Origin of the sequence: Parabacteroides sp. Marseille-P3160, from assembly GCF_900162725.1 — a bacterium.
Taxonomy (GTDB): domain Bacteria; phylum Bacteroidota; class Bacteroidia; order Bacteroidales; family Tannerellaceae; genus Marseille-P3160.
In genome coordinates, this window is record NZ_LT799418.1 from 898,404 (window position 1) to 920,018 (window position 21,615).

General features: G+C 44.0%; 12 protein-coding genes and 1 pseudogene. 6 read left to right on the forward strand and 7 right to left on the reverse strand.

Annotated elements, in window-relative coordinates; translation table 11 throughout:
• Window positions 1-100: 100 nt before the first annotated feature.
• Together BQ8014_RS03665 and BQ8014_RS03670 are read right to left on the reverse strand one after the other, a co-directional pair.
• Complete coding sequence (locus tag BQ8014_RS03665; protein ID WP_080903174.1) at window positions 101-1,804, reverse strand: RagB/SusD family nutrient uptake outer membrane protein; 1,704 nt, start codon at window positions 1,802-1,804, stop codon at window positions 101-103.
• A gap of 18 nt (window positions 1,805-1,822) precedes the next feature.
• Complete coding sequence (locus BQ8014_RS03670) at window positions 1,823-4,798, reverse strand: SusC/RagA family TonB-linked outer membrane protein (protein WP_080903175.1); 2,976 nt, start codon at window positions 4,796-4,798, stop codon at window positions 1,823-1,825.
• Window positions 4,799-5,780: 982 nt separating this feature from the next.
• Between BQ8014_RS03670 and BQ8014_RS03675 the strand changes: the two are divergent.
• The 3 genes and pseudogenes from BQ8014_RS03675 to BQ8014_RS03685 form a co-directional block, all read left to right on the forward strand.
• Window positions 5,781-7,094, forward strand: a pseudogene (locus BQ8014_RS03675) (Ig-like domain-containing domain); the annotation flags it as partial.
• 69 nt (window positions 7,095-7,163) lie between these two features.
• Entirely contained in the window at window positions 7,164-9,086 is a 1,923-nt protein-coding gene (locus BQ8014_RS03680) for an Ig-like domain-containing domain (RefSeq protein ID WP_080903177.1), read from the forward strand.
• The gene (locus BQ8014_RS03685) at window positions 9,025-9,912 is read left to right on the forward strand and encodes a DUF3108 domain-containing protein (RefSeq protein WP_080903178.1); all 888 of its coding nucleotides are present in this window, start codon (window positions 9,025-9,027) and stop codon (window positions 9,910-9,912) included. Before BQ8014_RS03680 ends, BQ8014_RS03685 begins: the two co-directional genes overlap by 62 nt.
• 40 nt (window positions 9,913-9,952) lie before the next feature.
• On the opposite strand, the gene cysS is transcribed toward BQ8014_RS03685, so the two are convergent.
• Entirely contained in the window at window positions 9,953-11,428 is a 1,476-nt protein-coding gene (gene cysS, locus BQ8014_RS03690; RefSeq protein WP_080903179.1) for a cysteine--tRNA ligase, read from the reverse strand.
• A 58-nt stretch (window positions 11,429-11,486) separates the two neighbouring features.
• Here cysS and BQ8014_RS03695 point away from each other — a divergent pair, with 58 nt between their 5' ends.
• Together BQ8014_RS03695 and metG are read left to right on the forward strand one after the other, a co-directional pair.
• Window positions 11,487-12,242, forward strand: a complete 756-nt coding sequence (locus tag BQ8014_RS03695; protein ID WP_080903180.1) for a phosphatase PAP2 family protein — start codon at window positions 11,487-11,489, stop codon at window positions 12,240-12,242.
• Entirely contained in the window at window positions 12,232-14,337 is a 2,106-nt protein-coding gene (metG, locus tag BQ8014_RS03700) for a methionine--tRNA ligase (RefSeq protein ID WP_255376321.1), read from the forward strand. The genes BQ8014_RS03695 and metG overlap by 11 nt, the downstream gene beginning before the upstream one ends.
• A gap of 290 nt (window positions 14,338-14,627) precedes the next feature.
• Here metG and BQ8014_RS03705 read toward each other — a convergent pair whose 3' ends face one another.
• From BQ8014_RS03705 to BQ8014_RS03715, 3 genes are all read right to left on the reverse strand, one after another.
• Entirely contained in the window at window positions 14,628-15,326 is a 699-nt protein-coding gene (locus tag BQ8014_RS03705; RefSeq protein ID WP_080903182.1) for a peptidase inhibitor family I36 protein, read from the reverse strand.
• Between the two features lie 83 nt (window positions 15,327-15,409).
• Window positions 15,410-15,988 (reverse strand): FKBP-type peptidyl-prolyl cis-trans isomerase, encoded by a 579-nt coding sequence (locus BQ8014_RS03710; protein ID WP_080903183.1) that lies wholly within the window; start codon window positions 15,986-15,988, stop codon window positions 15,410-15,412.
• A 6-nt stretch (window positions 15,989-15,994) separates the two neighbouring features.
• On the reverse strand, window positions 15,995-17,539 hold the full coding sequence (locus BQ8014_RS03715; protein WP_080903184.1) for a glycine--tRNA ligase: 1,545 nt from the start codon (window positions 17,537-17,539) through the stop codon (window positions 15,995-15,997).
• A gap of 345 nt (window positions 17,540-17,884) precedes the next feature.
• Between BQ8014_RS03715 and BQ8014_RS03720 the strand changes: the two genes are divergently transcribed.
• Entirely contained in the window at window positions 17,885-18,589 is a 705-nt protein-coding gene (locus tag BQ8014_RS03720) for a carboxypeptidase-like regulatory domain-containing protein (RefSeq protein WP_080903185.1), read from the forward strand.
• 88 nt (window positions 18,590-18,677) lie between these two features.
• On the opposite strand, the gene BQ8014_RS03725 is transcribed toward BQ8014_RS03720, so the two are convergent.
• Entirely contained in the window at window positions 18,678-21,470 is a 2,793-nt protein-coding gene (locus BQ8014_RS03725) for a M16 family metallopeptidase (protein ID WP_080903186.1), read from the reverse strand.
• Between the last annotated feature and the right edge of the window lie 145 nt (window positions 21,471-21,615).

The following is a 21,615-nucleotide window of genomic DNA, read 5'->3' on the forward strand; positions in this document are numbered from 1 at the left end:
GATTTTCACTTCATTAAAAGGAAAAAAGTAACCGCTTGATATAGACAAAAGGAAAGTGCCCTATGAGGACACCCCCTTTGATTTAGTTATAATTCACAAATTATTCCCATCCTCGCGTTGTCTGTTTGATCAACGGATTGGAATTGATTATACGAGAAGGAATTGGGAATACTTCATAATCCTTGTCGGTTTTGTCGGCCGGTTTGTCCCACCATCCTTCTCCAAAACGCCCCCAGCGAATGAGATCTGTACGCCTACGATGTTCCCCTAAGAATTCACGCCCCCATTCATCGATGAACTCCTGGTCTGTCAAAAGAGAAGGATTCTCCTCATAGCTGTAGTCAGCCCATATTTCAGCTGGATAGTTTCGTGCACGTACGGCATCCAAAAGTTTTGCAGCTCCGGCTTTATCTCCCGCACGGTATTTACACTCTGCCAAAGAATAATATACCTCAGCAAGACGTATTTCCGCAATCGAATTGCTCATAAACAATCCATGGGTATGTGACAACGGCCCGAATTTCATTAATCGGATGCCCGAATTTTCTTCCCCGGTTGTGACTTGAGAACCTTCCGACCAGCGACCATTCGGTTTTTCGGAAAAACGCCCCACTTGGTCGACAAATACGAGCGGTTCGCCCGTCCATTCTTCGCTACCTGTTACAGTTTTTGTCTTGTCATAGCCATAACCTTTTGCCTTGTCGAATTCATATTGAGGTCCTACAAGGAAAAAGCCTTTTGTATCGCCATTCCCATTAATGACTTCATAATTTTGTTTGCGATAGTCCCCATCTGCATATTTTTCGTAGGGCTTTCCTAATGCATAAGAATAAGGTTTTCCGTCTAGGTCAAGTGATGGAGTTAAGTGAATTCCGTTATATCCATTCCAACCGTCGGTGTCTAAAATACTGTTGGATTTATAATGATGAAAGGCTGAATATAACCAACCGAGTTCATACATATTCCGTTTATGCGGCCATTCAAATAAATTTTCAGGAGAAGGTTTTCCTACAAAAGAACGATGGAATGGCCCACGATAATCAGGATCTAAAGAAAAGTTTCCATATTTCCCGTCAACAATTTCCTGTGCAATCGCAGCACATTCCGTATATTTGGCTATTCCAATCCATTTTTCTGCATTTAAGTACATCCTAACTAATAGAGCGGCTGCCGCGGCCTGGTTAATGTGACCGACTCTTGCCTCTTTGCTTAGTCCAGGTATAGCTTCTTTCAATTCCTTTTCTATGTAATCAAATACTTCCTGGGGCGAAGATTGTTCTTTTAAAGTAGTGATATCTTCTACAATAGGTACAGACCTGAAAAAGTCAATTAAAAAAGTATAATACCATGCGCGTAAGGCACGTAATTCCCCTATATAGTTAGCTTTTTCTTCTTCTGTTGCCCCTAAAGCCGCAAAATCCAATTTTTGGAAATCCAGAAGCACATTGTTTATTTGAGCGATACCTTGGTAAGGTCCTACCCAGCCTCCATTGATTTGTCCCTGTAAGTAATCCCAATTATGCCGGTGCAAACGTACCCACTGGCCTTCATCCCAGCCATGCTTCCCCTTCTGGGTCCACACAAAATGATCGGCTGTTAATTCCTGCAACATCCAACGGTCGCCATCCCAAGCGCACCAGTGTCCATGTTCATACGGGCGGAGTACAGCCGCTTCAATGGAGTTCTTATCTGTAAAATAATTGTCTGTTGTTAATACGCTAAAAGGCTCCTCTGTCAAATCGGTACAGGAAGAAATGATAACTCCCAACAACAAAAGGGATAGATATGATTTTATTTTTTTCATAATAAATACACTTTAAGATTAATAACTGATTTGAATACCAAAGGTGATATTACGAGCTGTCGGATATACACTTAACGGATCAGCATCTGAAGCATCACTACTACGAATGCCCGGCCATAAGCCGGCTACATTAATTGAAGCGGGATCCATTCCCGAATAACTCGTCAGTGTAAATACATTTTTCATAGAGGCATAGATGCGTAGGTTCGAAATCCATTTTGTTTTAAGTTTGGGTGTCCAACCGAGGGTGATATTATCTAATTTTAGATAATCTCCCGATTCAAGGAAATAATCACAAACTTTCTTACCTCCGAGAATATGTGCATTTTCTTTATAGGCAGAGTGCAAAAGATTAACTTCCGGTTCGGCCTGCAATCCAAAATACATTTGATAAGTGTTCAAGATATCATAGTCGAAACGTCCACGGAAAAATAGTCCCAGGTCAAATTGCTTATAGCTAAGGGTGTGCCCCCATGATAACTCCCATTTCGGAGCTCCGTTTCCAATGAATGTCCGGTCGGAATCTTGTGCGTCATCAGCCAAAATCTTTTCAGCCCCTTCTTGTCCTCCTTTGTAAATCATAATTCGTCCGGCCTCATCCACTCCGGCATATTTATAACCGTAAAACGAACCTATCTCGCGTCCTTCCGCCAAACGTTGAGCGGGTCCGGGATTTCCCGGTGAAGGCAGTCCGTTTCCGTCGATATATCCTTTATTATAGGTTGCGTTCGAGAATGACTTTAATTTTGATTTTGTATAGCTTAATGTACCGTAAGTCGTATAACTGAAGTCTTTCGTTTGTATGGCATTCCAATTTACTTGAAGTTCAAATCCTTTGGAATTCGTAGTTCCGACATTCGTCCATATGCTTTGATGTAGAAAAGGAGGGACCGGCGAGTCATATTCTGCAATAACATCTTTTCCTTCCCGGATAAAGACGTCGATATTACCACTCAGGCGAGAGTTAAATAGTGCATAGTCTACGCCTAAATTATAGGAAATTTGTTTTTCCCAACCGATTTCGCTATTCGGGTTATTTCCCGGTCCGTAAACCTGAATCCATTGTCCGTTGCTATCAATCTGCCAACCATACCCGGAATACTTGGCCAATGAAATATATTTATCAAATCCGGAACGTCCGGTCACTCCGTAAGAAAAGCGTAACTTCAGGTCGTCTACGATAGGAGAGTCCTCAAATACCGGCAGGCGGGAGAATCGCCAAGCTGCTGAGGCAGCAGGAAATGCTCCCCATTTATGATCCTCTCCGAATTTTGTATTCCCTTCATAACGTAAGGAAGCTGTTACCAAAAATAGATTGTCATAATCATAATTGAGTCGTCCTAAGAATGCGATTGTTTTTTCTTTGTTTTTCTCAGACCACATTCCATTGCGTCCTTCCGCCTTCATCCATTTACCTGCGTCCAAATTATTCCATAGAAAGGCGTCGCTAGGGAAATCCATATTCTCTGCACCGAACTTTTCCCAATTAAACTCCTGATAAGAATAGCCGCCCATGATTTTGAAATCATGTTTGTCTATTTTGAAGTTATAGTTTCCTAACCATTCCAACGTCCAATCAACCCAGTTCTGTTGTTCCAATCTAGCTCGTCCGGCCCGTCCGTTGTCTATGGATTCCCGATGATATTTCGTATAATATTCCCTCTGCTTTTTATTATGGCCTTGCCTTCCCAAGCGAAGTTCGCTATTCAAGTTTTCCAATAAATTTAACTTTATATTAAAGTCTATCATTGAATATTCCTGCGTTGCTCCATTCTCACGTTCCGTAAGGTTTTTTATGGGGTTATACTCATCATAGCGTCCTTTAAAGTAATCCATTTCATCCTTACTCACGGTCGGATTTAATTTTGTTGCAATTTTGAAGACATTATAGTCGGTATAATCCTCCTCGGCAATACGATAGGAAATATTTCCGCCGACCTCAAGTAAACCTTCCAATGTAGTTTGCTTAAAACTACTGCGTAAACCATATTCTTCACGTCCCGAAGCAATGTCAATGCCTTCTTTGTTCTTATAATTGGCGGAGATTCGGAACAATGTCGATTCATTTCCTCCGGATAAGGAGATGTTATGGTTATGTCCGAAGTTATCTTTATTCAATAGTTCATCATACCAATTTGTCCGGAATCCTTTATCAATGGCTCTGTTATGATCTACAAACTCTTGAGGAGAAAGGATATCCGGTTTTTTAGCGATAAAGTCGTGTTCCATATATCCGTCATACGAGATACTTACTCTTCCGGCCTTACCTTGTTTGGTTTGAACCAAAATAACGCCATTAGCTCCGCGTGAACCATAAATAGCAGCGGCCGAACCGTCTTTTAAAACCGTAATTGACTCAATATCTTGTTGGGCCAGATTTCTCAGATCTCCCCCCGGCATTCCGTCGATAACAATCAGAGGGCCGTTTCCGGCTTTGATTGAAGAGGCGCCTCTTACCTGTAAGGCGGAACTTGCATTGGGATCTGATGCTGCGTAGCTGGAAACCGAAAGACCGGCAACTTTTCCGTCAACCAACTGCATGGGGTCATTCACGGCACCTTGTAGAAAGTCTTTATCCCGTACACTGGTAACGGCTGTAGTCAAATCTTTTTTTACCGTACTACCGTACCCTACAACAACCACTTCTCCCAAAACCTGGTCGTCTTCCTCTAATATTACTTGCATTCCTTGTTTTGCAGGAGTTTCTACTGTTTTGTAACCCACGTAGGAAAAAACAAGCGTTTTCCCTTCTTCTACATTGAGAGAAAAAGAACCGGACATGTCAGTTAACGTTCCATTGTTGGTCCCTTTTTCCAAAATATTAACTCCAATGATTTCTACTCCTTTTGTGTCTTTTACAATACCTTGGATTGTTGTCCTTTGGGCCCATATGGATGTGATCCCGAGGAGAAAAAGTAAAAAGAGTAGGCTTACAATACGGCGTTTTTTACATAAGATCCCATAAGAATCTTTCATGATAGTGATTGGCCTCATAATTAATAATTTAAATGTTAAACAAAATTAATTCTAATGGATGAAATAGCCGTTTTTACACTTTTCGGTCATTTCATACATTGATTACAGAATAGGATAAACACATTAGCTATAATTGGATATTACCAATATACATTTCTTCTCTTTTCCACTTCTCTGCAAGAAGCAGGTTGTTGTTAATATTCTCTTTATTTTCTTTCCAAAATTAAAAAAGAAATCCACTATAACCAATTTTTTGGAGATATTTTTCTCAAAAATATTTCTCAATGTCCTATTCTCTTCATATAAACAGGGTTTCACAGAATGTTTAGGCATTCATAAATAAATCGTTTTTTATCTTATTGAAAAACAAGAACTAAAAAAAGATTGAATGGGAAAATATTCTATTCTGTTTTAAAGATTCTTTTAAATCCGCAAGATTTTAGTTTTTAATAAGAGCAAAGTGCCGCTTTTTTCCTGTCTTTGGGAAACAAGAAGCAACTCCTTACACAAAAAAGGCAACTCATTTTTTTCTTTGTATATTGACATTATAGTAGCTGACGGCAGTGAAACACGTGTTTGACAGTCATCAAACAGGTGTTTGACAGCTGTAAAACACGTGTTCGACAGCCGTAAAACACGTGTTCGACGGCCATCGAACACCTCAATGAGTAGCGAGAAAAAAGAGAATCACCGTATAAAAGTCCGCCGGCGACAGTTGCCTTTGAACGCCTTCATCGCTATGACCACAAAAATCACAGCAACAAAGTACTCTCCGCCTACCGATTAAGGATTTTTCTTGCAGAGAAGTGGTGAGCGAAATTATTCTTGGCGCCATACTGCAAAACGGCGCCTGAAAGAAGGAAGGAAAAAGCGTATCCGTTCGATGGTCTTTGGTTGGAAATAAGCATTCTTGCGATTATTACTTTCTTTTTTACTACTCCTTTGATAACTATTCGTTATTTTTGTCGCTCATAGATAATGAATCAGATTGGTATAGGGAATGGAGCGGATGTTGAAGCGAGTTGGATTTAAGGCTGTTATTGGATTGTTTCTGTCGGGAGTTCTTTATTCCTGCGCAAATATGGCATCCCCTAACGGAGGGCCTTATGATGAGACTCCTCCTAAATTCATTAGCAGTTCGCCGCCTCCCCAAGCCACCAACTATAAGGGGAAAAAGGTGGAAATCTTTTTTGATGAATTGATCCAAATCGACAATCCTTCGGAAAATGTGATCGTTACCCCTCCGCAGAAAATACCGCCCGTGATCCGTTCGGCCGGAAAAAATGTGATAGTGGAACTGGAGGATAGCCTGATTCCCAATACGACTTATACGATCGATTTCAACAATTCCATTTCGGATAATAATGAGAAAAACGAATATCCTAACTTTTCCTTTGCTTTCTCAACCGGAGATGTCATCGATTCGCTGGAAATAGCCGGCGTTCTGTTGAATGCCGAAAATCTGGAACCTATGTCGGGCATTACTATCGGGTTGCATCGCGATCTGGCCGATTCCGCCTTTCTGACAACGCCCTTCTTCCGTACTTCGCGGACTAACGACAAGGGGAGCTTTACCATCCGGAACATTGCTACGGGAAGCTACCGCGTCTATGCCCTGAATGACCAGAACCGGGATTATAAGTTCGACCAGCCAGGAGAAGATATCGCTTTCCTCGACTCTATCGTAGTTCCGACCTTCGAGCTTACGACACGGCAGGATACAATCTGGAAAGACACGCTGACGATCGATACGATAAAGACGGTTTCTTACACGCGTTTCCTGCCGAATGATGTCAAGTTGCGATTATTTAAGGAGAATTACCAGCGGCAATATATGCTTCGTCCCGAGCGTTCACAAGCGAATCTGTTCTCTTTGCGTTTCAATGCGCCGCTGGATTCGATGCCTGTGCCGAAACCGCTTAATTTTGAGCCGGCAGGCAAGGAGTGGTATTATACGCAATGGGGCGACGAAGGGAAGGCCGTGAACTATTGGATTACGGATTCCCTTGTCTGGCAGCAGGATACTTTGCAAATGGAAGTAGTCTATCCCCGGACGGATTCCCTGAATGTGCTGCAAGCCGAAACCGATACGCTGCAATTGCTCTTCCGGCAGCGTCCGCAGGAAAAGAAGAAACGGAAAAAGGATGAGCCCGAGCCGATTGATTTCCTCGGAATGGCTTTCAATACAACCGGAGAGATGAACTTATTCGATACTTTATCGGTTACTTTTAATGAACCGGTAGCGGACCTGAAGAAAGAGACGATCCGGTTGGAGAAGATGGAAGCCGATTCCAGCTGGCAGNTACTTTCTTTTTTACTACTCCTTTGATAACTATTCGTTATTTTTGTCGCTCATAGATAATGAATCAGATTGGTATAGGGAATGGAGCGGATGTTGAAGCGAGTTGGATTTAAGGCTGTTATTGGATTGTTTCTGTCGGGAGTTCTTTATTCCTGCGCAAATATGGCATCCCCTAACGGAGGGCCTTATGATGAGACTCCTCCTAAATTCATTAGCAGTTCGCCGCCTCCCCAAGCCACCAACTATAAGGGGAAAAAGGTGGAAATCTTTTTTGATGAATTGATCCAAATCGACAATCCTTCGGAAAATGTGATCGTTACCCCTCCGCAGAAAATACCGCCCGTGATCCGTTCGGCCGGAAAAAATGTGATAGTGGAACTGGAGGATAGCCTGATTCCCAATACGACTTATACGATCGATTTCAACAATTCCATTTCGGATAATAATGAGAAAAACGAATATCCTAACTTTTCCTTTGCTTTCTCAACCGGAGATGTCATCGATTCGCTGGAAATAGCCGGCGTTCTGTTGAATGCCGAAAATCTGGAACCTATGTCGGGCATTACTATCGGGTTGCATCGCGATCTGGCCGATTCCGCCTTTCTGACAACGCCCTTCTTCCGTACTTCGCGGACTAACGACAAGGGGAGCTTTACCATCCGGAACATTGCTACGGGAAGCTACCGCGTCTATGCCCTGAATGACCAGAACCGGGATTATAAGTTCGACCAGCCAGGAGAAGATATCGCTTTCCTCGACTCTATCGTAGTTCCGACCTTCGAGCTTACGACACGGCAGGATACAATCTGGAAAGACACGCTGACGATCGATACGATAAAGACGGTTTCTTACACGCGTTTCCTGCCGAATGATGTCAAGTTGCGATTATTTAAGGAGAATTACCAGCGGCAATATATGCTTCGTCCCGAGCGTTCACAAGCGAATCTGTTCTCTTTGCGTTTCAATGCGCCGCTGGATTCGATGCCTGTGCCGAAACCGCTTAATTTTGAGCCGGCAGGCAAGGAGTGGTATTATACGCAATGGGGCGACGAAGGGAAGGCCGTGAACTATTGGATTACGGATTCCCTTGTCTGGCAGCAGGATACTTTGCAAATGGAAGTAGTCTATCCCCGGACGGATTCCCTGAATGTGCTGCAAGCCGAAACCGATACGCTGCAATTGCTCTTCCGGCAGCGTCCGCAGGAAAAGAAGAAACGGAAAAAGGATGAGCCCGAGCCGATTGATTTCCTCGGAATGGCTTTCAATACAACCGGAGAGATGAACTTATTCGATACTTTATCGGTTACTTTTAATGAACCGGTAGCGGACCTGAAGAAAGAGACGATCCGGTTGGAGAAGATGGAAGCCGATTCCAGCTGGCAGGCGGCTGATTTCGACTTAAGGGTCGACTCGATCAATACGTTGCGCTATTTTCTTTTCCGCAAATGGCGCTATGGGGAAGAATACCGGTTGAATGTAGATTCGGCTGCGGTTTACAGCATTTACGGCAAATGGAACAGCCCTTTCTCAGCGAAGTTCAAAATGAAAGAGGAAGATGCATATGGGCATTTGTTCATTTATATAGACGGGGTGGCGGATTCTATGGCTTTCGTAGAGCTTCTGAATAGAAGCGACCAGCCGGTTCGCAAGGCACAGGTAAAGGATGGGGGCGCCTTATTCATGGATTTACCGCCGGAGACCTACTATGCCCGGTTGGTGGTAGACCGCAACAGGAATGGAAAATGGGATACGGGGTTCTATCTGGATAAAATACAACCGGAAGAGGTATACTATTATCCCGGGATGTTTAAGATCATGCAGAACTGGAGGAGCGATGAGACCCGTTGGGATATCCTGGCGACTCCGTTGGATAAGCAGAAACCGTTGGATATTACGAAAAATAAGCCGAAGGAGGCGACTAAAAAGAAGCGAAATTATAAAGATGAAGGAAAACAATCGTCTTCAAATAGCGGTACACCCAAAATCGGCGGATTACCGTTTTAGATTGATAGGGCTTCTGGCCCTCTTTTTATGGTTCTTGTCCGCAGTTGAGGCGCGGACACAATGTTTACCTAAAAACCTGCCTTTCAATTATGGAGAGCAGGTCTTCTATGATGCCTATTTCAAATGGGGAATATTGATGCCTAAAGCCGGGGAAGCTGCGCTTTCCTACAATCAGACTAGATATGGTGGCAGGCAGGCTTCTCGTTACCGCCTGACTTTCCATACGACAGGGCTTTTCGAGTCTGTCTACCGCATGAGAGATACGCTGAACTGTTATTTCTCACAGGATAACCAGCTCCTTTTTGCAAACAAGCGGGCGGATGAGCATAAAGATCCTTTTTTATATGACGATCTTGCTTTTTCCTACCGGAATCAGAAGACGTACGTACATTCCCGCCGCTATACTTCGGAACGGGTTAAGATCGATACGGTGATGGCCGGAGACGGTTGCGTATTCGACATGCTGGGGGCGGTCTTTTATCTCCGTACGTTGGATTGGGAACGTCTGACTCCCGGTGATGAATATCCTCTCATTGCAGCGCTCGGACGCAATATGATCAAATTGAAAGTCCGTTACCACGGACAGGAAATCGTTACCCAGGGGCAGTCCGTAAAGTATAAGACCCTCCGGTTTTCCTTGGATATTTACGACGAGGCCTTTTCGGAAAGCAGCTCGGCCGCTACCGTTTGGATAGGAGACGACGAGAACCATCTCCCTGTAAAGATCCGGGCTAAATTAAAAATAGGTGCTGCGGAAATCAACTATAAGAGTTCCAAAGGGCTGAAATACCCTTTGACTTGCCGGATTGTGATGCCTAAGCAATAGCCCCTATTCATCCTCCGGCAGGTGGAAAGATATTGTCATCTTACCGGTTCAATTTCCACTCGGCGCCTTCTTTGGTGTCTTTGATCTCGAAACCGATTTCCGCCAGTTCATTCCGTATCCGGTCCGAAGTAGCCCAGTCTTTGTTGGTTTTCGCCTGTTGGCGTATATTGAGTAACAAATCGATGGCCTTGCTGAATGCCTCGTTGCTGCCCGGGTCGCTTGTCGCTTCCGGTTGGATGCCGAGCAACTCGACTAGGAAAATTTGGAATACTTCCTGCCATTCTTTCAAATCTCCGGCAGAAAGGGTTGCTTTTTCGTCTTTCACCGTGTTGATTTCGCGGGTGGCATCGAAGAGGAGAGAGATGACCACCGGCGTATTCAAGTCGTCGTTCATCGCCTGATAGCATTTCTCCCGTAATCCTGTAAGCGTAACGGTGGAAGCTTCCGCCGGATTTATTTTCTGCAAGTGCTCATAAGCTTCGAGCAAGCGGTTCAGCCCTTTGGCAGAAGCCTGCAGCGCTTCGTTGCTGAAGTCCACTGTACTGCGGTAATGCGCCTGAAGGATAAAGAAACGGATAATCATCGGTGAATAAGCCTGGTGAAGCAATTTGTGATTGCCGCTGAAGAACTCTTCCAGCGTGATGGAATTGCCCAGCGATTTTCCCATCTTCTGCCCATTGACTGTGATCATGTTATTATGCATCCAGTAATGTACCATCTCGTCTCCCTGGGAAGCGACGGCCTGTGCAATCTCGCATTCGTGATGAGGGAAAATCAGGTCCATTCCTCCTCCGTGGATATCGAAATGATCGCCGAGGTATTTCTTCCCCATGGCCGTACATTCGCAATGCCAGCCGGGAAAACCGTTGCTCCAAGGCGACGGCCAGCGCATGATATGTTCCGGTTGTGCTGATTTCCAGAGGGCGAAGTCGATCTGGTTGCGTTTTTCTTCCTGCCCTTCCAGTTCACGGGTTGTATTGAGCATATCATCGATATTCCGTCCCGAAAGGACACCGTACCGGTGGACTTTGTTATATTTTGCGACGTCGAAATAGACGGATCCCTGGCTTTCGTAGGCGTAACCGTTATCCAATATCTTTTTGACTAGTTCGATCTGTTCGATAATATGTCCGGAAGCCAACGGTTCGATACTGGGACGTTGCACATTCATCCGGTCCATCGCTTCATGGTATCGGTTTTGATAATACTGGGCGACTTCCATCGGTTCCAGTTGTTCCACTCGGGCCAGCTTGGCGATCTTGTCTTCTCCGCTGTCGGCGTCATGCTCCAGATGGCCGACATCCGTAATGTTGCGGACGTAACGTACTTTATATCCCAGATGCTTCAGGTAACGGAAAAGGATATCGAACGTAATGGCCGAACGGGCATGTCCCAAATGAGGATCTCCATAGACGGTAGGGCCGCATACATATATTCCGACATGAGGTTCGTGCAAGGGTATAAATTGTTCTTTCTTTCTACTGAGCGTGTTGTAAATCGTCAAAGGGTGTTCCATATCTGTTAATTCATTTTCAGGAAGGCAAATATATGAAAATATTCTATCTTTGCCGACTATGAACTCGGTAAAGATATGGATATTCTTGTTCTTGCTTGTTGCAAGGCCTTTGTCGGGGCAGGAGAAAGCGTCTGTAGACAGTGTTCCCGAACGCGTGCCTGTCGTCGGATACCGGTTTAGCGCCAGGCAATTGATCCTGCCGGCATCGCTGATCGCCGTCGGAGCTGCCGGCACGGCGATCGACGGGATGAATGACTTTCATCTTTTTTCACGTAAAGACTCGGTAAAGAGGGTCCGGGTGGATGATTATGTGGAATGGGGGATGCTCGGATGGGTTTTTGCCTGCGACCTGCTTGGGAAGGAGAAGCATCATTGGCTCGACCAGTTCTTCCTTCTCGGGATTGCCGAAGGATTGAACGCAGGGATGGTGCATACGCTGAAGAATGTGGTCGATGAGCGCCGTCCGGATGGCTGTCCCTACTCTTTTCCTTCGGGGCATACGGCCAATTCCTTTCTGGGAGCACATATGGCTTATAAGGAGTTTAAGGACAGCAGCCCGTTCCTAGCCTATTCCGGTTACGCAATCGCCACGGCGGTGGGCGTCTCGCGCATTTGCAATAACCGCCATTGGGTAGCGGATGTCGTGGGAGGTGCCGGCTTCGGGATCCTGTCGGTCGAGTTGGCTTATTTATGCTATTTTCCGCTCCGTAATGCGATCGCCCGCAGCGTAAACAGTCGCAGCGCTCGGCAGTTTGTAGTCGTTCCGACTTTTCATACGCAAGGCGCCGGTTTTTACTTCTCTTATTCTTTTTAAACTTTCGTCTAAATTCCGTACCTTTGGCCGTCAAAAAAAAGAATCCAAAGGTATGGAAGAGAAACATTTCAAAAGAACTTTAATTACGACCGCCCTGCCATATGCCAACGGGCCGGTGCATATCGGTCATTTAGCTGGTGTATATGTCCCCGCTGATATTTATGCGCGCTATCTCCGTTTGAAAGGAGAAGAAGTGTTGATGATCGGAGGATCGGACGAGCACGGCGTGCCGATTACACTGCGTGCCAAAAAGGAAGGAGTGACACCGCAGGATATTGTAGACCGGTATCATGGCATTATTAAAAAGTCTTTTGAAGATTTTGGCATCACCTTTGACATCTATTCCCGAACGACTTCGAAGATACATCATGACCTGGCTTCCCAATTCTTCCGTACCCTTTATGACAAGGGAGTCTTTATTGAGAAGACGAACGAGCAATATTACGATGAAGAAGCCAAACAATTCCTTGCCGACCGGTATATCACCGGTACTTGTCCGCATTGCCATAACGAACATGCCTATGGCGACCAATGCGAAGCCTGCGGAACTTCGCTGAGCCCGACCGACCTGATTAATCCGAAATCAGTCATCAGTGGTAGTGCACCTGTGATGCGGGAGACCAAACACTGGTATCTGCCGTTGGATAAATACGAGCCTTTTCTTCGTCATTGGATCTTGGACGAACACAAGGAATGGAAGGCCAATGTGTATGGACAATGTAAGAGCTGGTTGGATTTAGGGCTCCAACCGCGCGCCGTGAGCCGTGATTTGGATTGGGGCATCCCTGTTCCGGTCGAAGGAGCAGAAGGGAAAGTGTTGTACGTTTGGTTTGACGCACCGATCGGCTATATTTCCAATACAAAAGAACTACTTCCCGACAGTTGGGAGAAATGGTGGAAAGACCCGGAATCTCGTTTGGTGCATTTTATCGGAAAAGATAATATCGTTTTTCACTGCATCGTCTTCCCTACCATGCTGAAGGCAGAAGGGACGTACAATCTGCCCGACAATGTCCCGGCGAATGAATTCCTGAATCTGGAGGGTGATAAGATTTCCACCTCTCGCAACTGGGCGGTTTGGCTGAATGAATATCTCGTCGATCTGCCGGACAAGCAGGATATCTTGCGATACGTTCTGACGGCAAATGCACCGGAAACAAAAGATAATGATTTTACGTGGAAGGACTTTCAAGCGCGAAACAACAATGAACTGGTGGCCATCCTGGGCAACTTCGTAAACCGTACCCTGGTGCTGACCGGCAAGTATTTCAAGAACCGGGTGCCTGAATCCGGAGAATGGACGGACTATGACCGTGAAACCTGGGAAGAAGTCTCCAAAGTCAGGGGTAACGTAGAGCAGCTTCTGGATACGTTCCACTTCCGGGATGCACAGAAAGAAGCGATGAACCTGGCACGCATAGGAAATAAATACCTGGCCGATACGGAGCCATGGAGTGTTGCCAAAACCGACCTCGGACGGGTAGCGACCATCCTGAATATCTCCCTGCAAATCACAGCGAACCTCGGTATTGTCTTCGAGCCTTTCCTTCCTTTCAGCATGGAGAAACTAAACCGGATGCTTAATGTGGAAGCTTTGGGATGGAACCGCCTGGGAGATAAGAATCTTCTGGAGGCAGGACATGAATTAGGCAAAGCGGATTTGTTGTTTGAAAAGATCGACGATGAGATCATCGAGCGCCAGGTACAAAAGCTACAGGACACCAAGAAGGCGAACGAAGCGGAAAACCACCAGGCGAAGCCGATCCGGGAAGCGGTACCTTTTGACAATTTTACCAAGCTGGATATCCGGGTAGGAACGATCCTGGAATGTAGCCGGGTGCCGAAAGCCGACAAGCTATTGCAGTTCAAGATCGACGACGGATTGAAGGGCCGTACGATCGTTTCCGGCATTGCACAGCATTATGCGCCGGAGGAGTTAGTCGGCAAACAAGTCTGTTTTATTGCCAACTTGGAGCCCCGCAAACTCAAAGGCATTATTTCTGAGGGAATGATCCTCTCAGCAGAAAATGCCGACGGTTCCCTTGCGGTAATTACGCCGCAAAAAATGGTCAAACCCGGCAGCGAAATCAAATAATTAACTCAATAGAAAGCAAAAAGAGGGGGCAAAAACTTTGCCCCCTCTTCTTATATACCCATAAAGTGAAGAGAATTGCTCCTAACTTGGATTGACGAGCCCAGAAACAATAAAAAAACAGAACAATTACAAAATCTAAATATAAAAATATCTCTACAAATGAAATCATAAAGCAGTTTTTGAGCTATTTGCAGAATATCTCTACTTAATTTTCAGATATATATAAACTCACTATGAGTGTAACCTGCAATCAGAGATGCAGTAATTTCAGCAATGAGGGTATTGCATTTTTAATTGTTGTTTACAATGAACGAACTGATACAATTTTTCCATGTTGCAATAGTTCCGTCATTAGTGTTAAAACGCCTAAAAATCGCATCAAAATTTTCAATACTTGTCGTGAAAGTCAGGGAATTACCTTTATAGTCTTTGTCTTCAAATACAGTTATAGAAAAACCTATATTATTTTTAACAGATAATGTGTTGTCATTCATTTTACCTAGTTTATGAATCATTATTACAGCCTTATCAGTAGGTCCTAATGGAGTTCTGTTTTGCTCAAAGGGCCATGCCTTTCCTTGATAAAAAATATCCTTATAAAATGTAACCAAAGGATTGCTTTCTGTTGTTGTTGCACTTTTAGTCACTACTGCAGTTGTAGGTACCGCGCATTCTTTTTTCAAAGATTCTATATTATCAAAAAAAGCAAGAGTACCATCTTTATTCAAGTAAGTAGATAGATTAGGTATTTGGCTTAAATCTTTTAACTTCTCCTCAATATTTTTATCGGCAAAAATTGCCGTTGAATCATCATTAAGCATATAGGAAGTAGAATACTCTTTACCCAAATAAGTAAAAGATATAGAATATTCATTTTGAGGAGAGATGTTAGAACTGTTCTTCAAAAAAGAATCTTCTTCATTATTGCATGAGACTAGGAATAAAACACTTAATGCGTTGATCGTGAGGTAGATAATCGTCTTTTTCATAGTATGTGTATTTAATTGTAAGTAAAATACAATATTAAAAAGACAAAAATCAAACTTTTTAACACTTTTAACGTACTTTCCTATTAAAAATCAATTCCGTAGGTGTATGTTTTTACCACTTCAATCTCGATTTTCAATGTTGAATAAGCCGGAATTTCTTCTTTTTCTGTATAACTAATTGAACCGTAACCTAATTCCTGGGGAATCCAAATCTCAGCTTTCTCTCCTTCTTTCATCGTTTGAAGAGCTGTTGACCAACCTTCAATAGGGCAAGTCATGTACCCTGTACTACTACTGGAACTGTAATTTGCGACTGTTGAACTGACGGCAACCTGATAAGGAACACCATCCTCAAACAAACGTTGATTATAAGAAGTTCCATCGACAAGCCATCCTTTATAATATACATCTACACGGCTATTAAAAAATATCTTTTTTCCGGTTCCTTCTTTCAGTATTCTCTTGTAAACGACTTTGCCCATATTCGTACTGCTTTGGGCTTGGATTTTAGTATAAGCGGAATTCGATGCAATTTCCTGAAAGGCCTGTTCGTTTTCCGTTTTCCAAGCTTCGTCGATTACTTCCTCATCATCGTCTCCGCAGGCTGTGAATAACACGGCACTACACAGGAGTAACATCGCGAGATAAACATATTTTTTCATGTTATTTTATCCGTTTATTTTTTTTAAAAGCGTTTTCATGCTTACTTTTTCCGTAATAATATCATGCAAGCGGTCAATAGGCACCCGCTCCTGCTCCATCGTGTCGCGGAAACGGATGGTTACGCAGTTATCATTGAGCGTATCATGGTCGACCGTAATGCAATAGGGAGTTCCGATGGCATCCTGCCGGCGGTAGCGCTTTCCTATAGAGTCCTTTTCGTCGTACTGGCAGCGGAAGTCGAAGCGAAGTAAATTAACGATCTCTTCAGCTTTTTCAGGCAGCCCGTCTTTTTTCACCAACGGTAGGACAGCCAGCTTGATCGGCGCCAAAGCAGCCGGGAGTTTCAGGACAACACGGGTTTCACCGTTATCCAACGTCTCTTCACAATAAGAACCGGCCATGATGCTCAGGAACATACGGTCTACACCTATAGAGGTTTCGATCACATACGGCGTGTAACTTTTATTTAGCTCCGGATCGAAATATTGGATCTTCTTGCCGGAGAATTTCTCGTGCTGGCTCAGGTCGAAGTCCGTACGGCTGTGGATACCTTCCACTTCCTTGAATCCAAAAGGCATTTCAAATTCGATATCCGTTGCCGCATTCGCATAATGCGCCAGCTTGTCATGGTCATGATAGCGGTATTTCTCGTCGCCCAAGCCCAGGGCTTTATGCCACTTCAGGCGGGTTTCCTTCCATTTGGCAAACCATTCCAACTCTTCACCCGGGCGGACAAAAAACTGCATCTCCATCTGTTCGAATTCGCGCATGCGGAAGATAAACTGCCGGGCTACGATTTCATTACGGAATGCCTTTCCGATCTGGGCGATTCCAAAGGGAATCTTCATGCGGCCGGTTTTCTGTACGTTCAGGAAATTGACGAAGATGCCCTGCGCCGTTTCGGGCCGCAAGTAAACCTTCATCGAACCGTCCGATGTGGAGCCCATTTCGGTGGAGAACATCAGGTTGAACTGGCGTACTTCCGTCCAGTTACGCGTGCCGGAGACCGGACAGGCGATTTCGCAATCGATAATCAATTGGCGCAGATCCTCGAAGTTGGAGTCGTTCAGATCTTTTGCAAACCGGGTATGCACTTCGTCCCGTTTCGCCTGATGTTCCAGGACACGGGGGTTGGTGCCGCGGAATTGGTCTTCGTCGAAAGCGTCGCCGAAACGTTTGGCGGCTTTGCTGACTTCCTTCTCTATTTTTTCGTCGATTTTAGCTAAATAATCTTCGATCAATACGTCTGCGCGATACCGTTTCTTGGAATCCTTGTTGTCAATCAAGGGGTCGTTAAAGGCGTCGACATGCCCGGACGCCTTCCATATAGTCGGGTGCATAAAGATGGCCGAATCGAGGCCGACGATGTTCTCATGCAATAAGGTCATGCTATCCCACCAATATTTTTTGATATTGTTCTTCAACTCGACTCCGTATTGTCCGTAGTCATAAACAGCTCCCAGGCCGTCGTAAATTTCAGAGGATGGGAATACGAATCCATATTCCTTACAGTGAGAAACAAGCTTCTTAAATACGTCTTCTTGTGCCATCTTACACAGTCTATTTGGATATATTAATTATTTAGAACTTGCAAAGTAAATGAATTTTCGTCAATAATGGAGATATCTGTCGTTGTTCTAACAATGAATGAGTAAAATTAACAAGAAAAAGAAGATTCCTTCAAAAATTCATAGTTATGACTGCGTTCATTCACAGTTATGACTGTATTCATTCATAGTTATGACTGCGTCCGTTCACAGGTATGAATTTTCAGCGGATAAGCGATGGCTTTTGATGTATCCTCCAGCCTGAGTTTTTAATTTTTTCAGTACAATAGTGAAAATATATGATATTTACCGGAAATCATTTATTTTTGTGGAGTTAAAGAGAATACCGTGAAATTATTCAGCACACATAAGGAAAGAAAGAATTATGTGGCCTTGCTTTTGACTGGCATGGGGGCCGTCTGTTTGTTTTTATGCCCTCCGGCTATTGCCCATAGCGGACCACAGCAAAAACAGCCGGTCGAACAAAGTCGGAAACCATTGACCGGCAAGGTGGTCGACACCGGAGGCCGTCCTTTGAACGGAGCAGCCGTTTTGCTGAGGGAACGCCAGGAACGGAGCGTTACGAATTGCTACGGCGAATTTGATTTTTCGGTGTATACGCCGGGAGACCATCTGGAAATAAGTTATATAGGTTATGAGTCGGCTGTGGTGAAGAGTGATTCTTCCGGGCGGATGGAGATCACCTTGTCGGAAGACAGCCGGGTGTTGGAGGAACCGTCGGAGCCGATTCTTCTTCCTCCCGTGAAAAAGGAAGAAAAGCGCCCGGCCGGCAAACCGTGTCCCATCGGTGGTGAAAAAGCGTATAAGCAATATTTGGATGAGAAAATGATACGTCCGGCAGATGCCGAGTGCAAGGATAAAACGGGGAATGTCACCGTCCTTTTCAGCACGGACGAAGCCGGGAAGCCATATAACATCCGGATCAAAAAAGGGCTTTGTCCTTCCTGTGACCACGAAGCCATGCGCCTGGTCAACGAAGGTCCCAAATGGTCACATGCCGCCGAAAACGTGGAGATCTCCGTTCATTTCTAAATCAGCCATGATTGGGAACTTCTCTCTTTAGGGCGTAAGCCGAAACTTACGCCCGTGAATTAAAAAAGAGTTTTATTTAGGCAAGTTGCTATTCAGGAAGCATAATTACTTCAATCTTGTTGCCGGGCTGAAGCATATCTTTCATCATTTGTTGGATTTCTTGCGGAGTAATCGCTCTTATCCTCTTTTCAAAATCTATATTTTCTTCTTCTCCGTAGAAATAATTACATTCCAAGACAGCAATCCAGAAGCCGTTTAGCCTGTTCCATGTAGTCCTGTTATTGACTGTATTTTCGATAGCCTTTGTATACTCATCCTGCCGGGGACCGTTGTCCGCTATCGTTTGCAGTTCTTTTTGGGCCACTTCCAGCATTTCGTCTATCCTGTCCGGATTTGTAGTGAAATTGACACTCAAACTTGCATTGTCATTGGTTATAGGATATTTTTCTATGTTTATTGATGCGCCGGCTCCATACACTCCCGATTTTTCTGTGCGCATGGCTCTGAAGAAAGCTTGTTGCAGGATATTGTTCATTACGGCAAGATAATGCGTCGTATTTCCGTCTCTTTTCATCTGAGCTGTATAATTTATAACAACTTGCGCTTTAGGTGTTTCCATTTTCTGCGCAAAACGTTTTATTATCTGTCCTTTCTTTTTATTATAATCGGTTACCTGTGCGATCCGAGTCTCTTTTATCTCTGACGGAAGGCAAGCCAGATATTTTTCAACTAACGGCTTGAGCTGCTCTTCATCAATAGTTCCTACAAAGATGAAAGTCATTTCCCCCGGATTGGCAAAGCACTTTTTATATAGGCTTATCATCTTGTCATAATCGATGCGGTCTATATCTTCTATCCTGATTTTTTTGGCTCTTGGCTGGTTGCCATAAGTCGTTACATTCAATGTGTCATAGAAAATAGTGGACGGGTTTTTTGATTCGTTGAGTACATACGTTTTATACCCTTCAATATAGGCTTTGAACGCCTGGGGATCCTTGTGTGGGGATGTTATGTACAAATAGGCCAATTGAAGCATGGTTTCGATATCCTTTTTGTTTGAACTGCCGCTTAATCCCTGGGTATAATTGCCTATCACGGGTTGCAGGCCGACCGACTTTCCTGCTAATTTTTTCTTTAGATTGATGGCACTAAAATTACCTATACCGCTGAATATGGGAAGATAGCCCAAATCCTGGTAATTTAATTTCTCGGAAGCATCAAACTGGAATTTTCCTCCGTAACCTATGGCGGACATCAGTATTTGGTCCGTTTGGAAATCCGTTTTTTTCAATAATACTTTAATGCCGTTTGACAGAGTCCATAGAGTTTCATCGTATTTATCTCCTTTCTCTATATTTGTTATTTTCCCGGCCGCCGGCAGATCGGATACCAAAGGTTCATCCAAAGTCGTTTCGACATAGGGCTCGATTTTTTCTTTCTGTACAGTGGTTATGACATCCAGTAATTCTTGCTTTGTCGGATAATTGAGCCCTTCTTTTTCTGGGCCCGAAACGGTTATGACGTTGTTTGTGTAGGTAAAATATTGGTTTGCCATTTCTTTAAAAACCTGATTGTCCAGTTTGGGAAGCTCTCTTTTCATCGCCTCGTACTCATAGGCAATTCCCGGCAAATATCCTTTGGCTTGCACCATGTTTAGGATAGAACCGACTATATTCCCTGTCATTTGTTTATTCTTGTTGTTATATCTGTTTTCCAGGCCATTCAACATGTTGGCCCTGGCTCGTTCTATTTCCTCATTTGTGAATCCATATCTCTTTATACGTTCCTGTTCTCTCGCCAAGATCTCCAATGTTTCTTTTACTTTTCCTTCTTTGACGGTAGCCCATGACGTCCAGGCGTCTTTTGTCTTAGCCATGTAATATGTACCATACCTTCCACTCGCGTCAGTATATGGGGCATTGGGTAGTTGCCCTATTTCCTGAAGACGGGAATAGAGCATTGAGGAGAACATATTTTGGGCATAGACTAATTTCATCCGTGCCAATGTGTTTTTACTTTCCTTGGATGTGTCATGCTTGATATAGTAAGTCAGCCTCGTTACCGTAGCTTCAGGATCTGTCGCTATCGATACGACAGGTTCTACGTTGTCTTTAACCGGATAATAAATTCTCTCGGCCGGATTAACAGGTTTAGGTATATCCTGGTACAGCTTTTTCAGTTGCGCTTCTATATGATCGACATCTATATCGCCGACGATAATGACTGTCTGTAGGTCGGGGCGGTACCATTTATGATAATAATCTTTAAGTTCCTGATACTTGAAATTTTCAACTACTTCCATCTTTCCGATGACATTCCGGTCGGCATATTTGCTTCCCTCAAACATAATCGGCATTTCCTTGTCAAATATTCGTGTGTATGCTCCGTTGCGCCCGCGCCATTCTTCTTTTATAACGCCTCGTTCTTTGTCTATGTCTTTATCTTTTAATGATATAAATCCGGACCAATCATGAATGATCAGAAGGCAAGTGTCAATTAGTCCGGGACGATCCGTCGGAATATCACTCAAGTAGTAGACCGTCTGGTCGTAACTTGTGTAGGCATTGATGTTTTGCCCCATTTTCATGCCTCCTTTTTCCAGGAAATCAATCACCTTGTTTGGGAAATTCTTAGTGCTGGCAAATGCCATATGTTCAAGGAAGTGCGCCAATCCCGATTGATTGTCTTCTTCCTGCATTGAGCCTACATCCTGTGCCAGATAAAAGACCGCCCTGTTTTCAGGGTATGTGTTTTTCTGAATGTAATAAGTGAGCCCGTTGTCCAATTTCCCATGTCTGATCAGAGGATCTAAAGGGAGCTCTTGTGCAGCTAAGACGATAGTCAGCAGTAAAAATGACAAAATAAATGTTAGCTTTTTCATGATATATGATTTTATAGTAGGTCTCTGGACGCAAAATCAAAATACAAACATAAAAGTAGATTTCAATTACGAAATAATCGAAGATTATGATATGTTGCAAAGCATAATGTTATCTGTTTTTTATCTTGTTTAACGTTTCTTCCTC

Coding starts and splice junctions, on each gene's coding strand:
- BQ8014_RS03665 (WP_080903174.1), bottom strand. CDS start 1,804: ATGAAAAAAATAAAATCATATCTATCCCTTTTGTTGTTGGGAGTTATC.
- BQ8014_RS03670 (WP_080903175.1), bottom strand. CDS start 4,798: ATGAGGCCAATCACTATCATGAAAGATTCTTATGGGATCTTATGTAAA.
- BQ8014_RS03680 (WP_080903177.1), top strand. CDS start 7,164: ATGGAGCGGATGTTGAAGCGAGTTGGATTTAAGGCTGTTATTGGATTG.
- BQ8014_RS03685 (WP_080903178.1), top strand. CDS start 9,025: ATGAAGGAAAACAATCGTCTTCAAATAGCGGTACACCCAAAATCGGCG.
- cysS (WP_080903179.1), bottom strand. CDS start 11,428: ATGGAACACCCTTTGACGATTTACAACACGCTCAGTAGAAAGAAAGAA.
- BQ8014_RS03695 (WP_080903180.1), top strand. CDS start 11,487: ATGAACTCGGTAAAGATATGGATATTCTTGTTCTTGCTTGTTGCAAGG.
- BQ8014_RS03705 (WP_080903182.1), bottom strand. CDS start 15,326: ATGAAAAAGACGATTATCTACCTCACGATCAACGCATTAAGTGTTTTA.
- BQ8014_RS03710 (WP_080903183.1), bottom strand. CDS start 15,988: ATGAAAAAATATGTTTATCTCGCGATGTTACTCCTGTGTAGTGCCGTG.
- BQ8014_RS03715 (WP_080903184.1), bottom strand. CDS start 17,539: ATGGCACAAGAAGACGTATTTAAGAAGCTTGTTTCTCACTGTAAGGAA.
- BQ8014_RS03725 (WP_080903186.1), bottom strand. CDS start 21,470: ATGAAAAAGCTAACATTTATTTTGTCATTTTTACTGCTGACTATCGTC.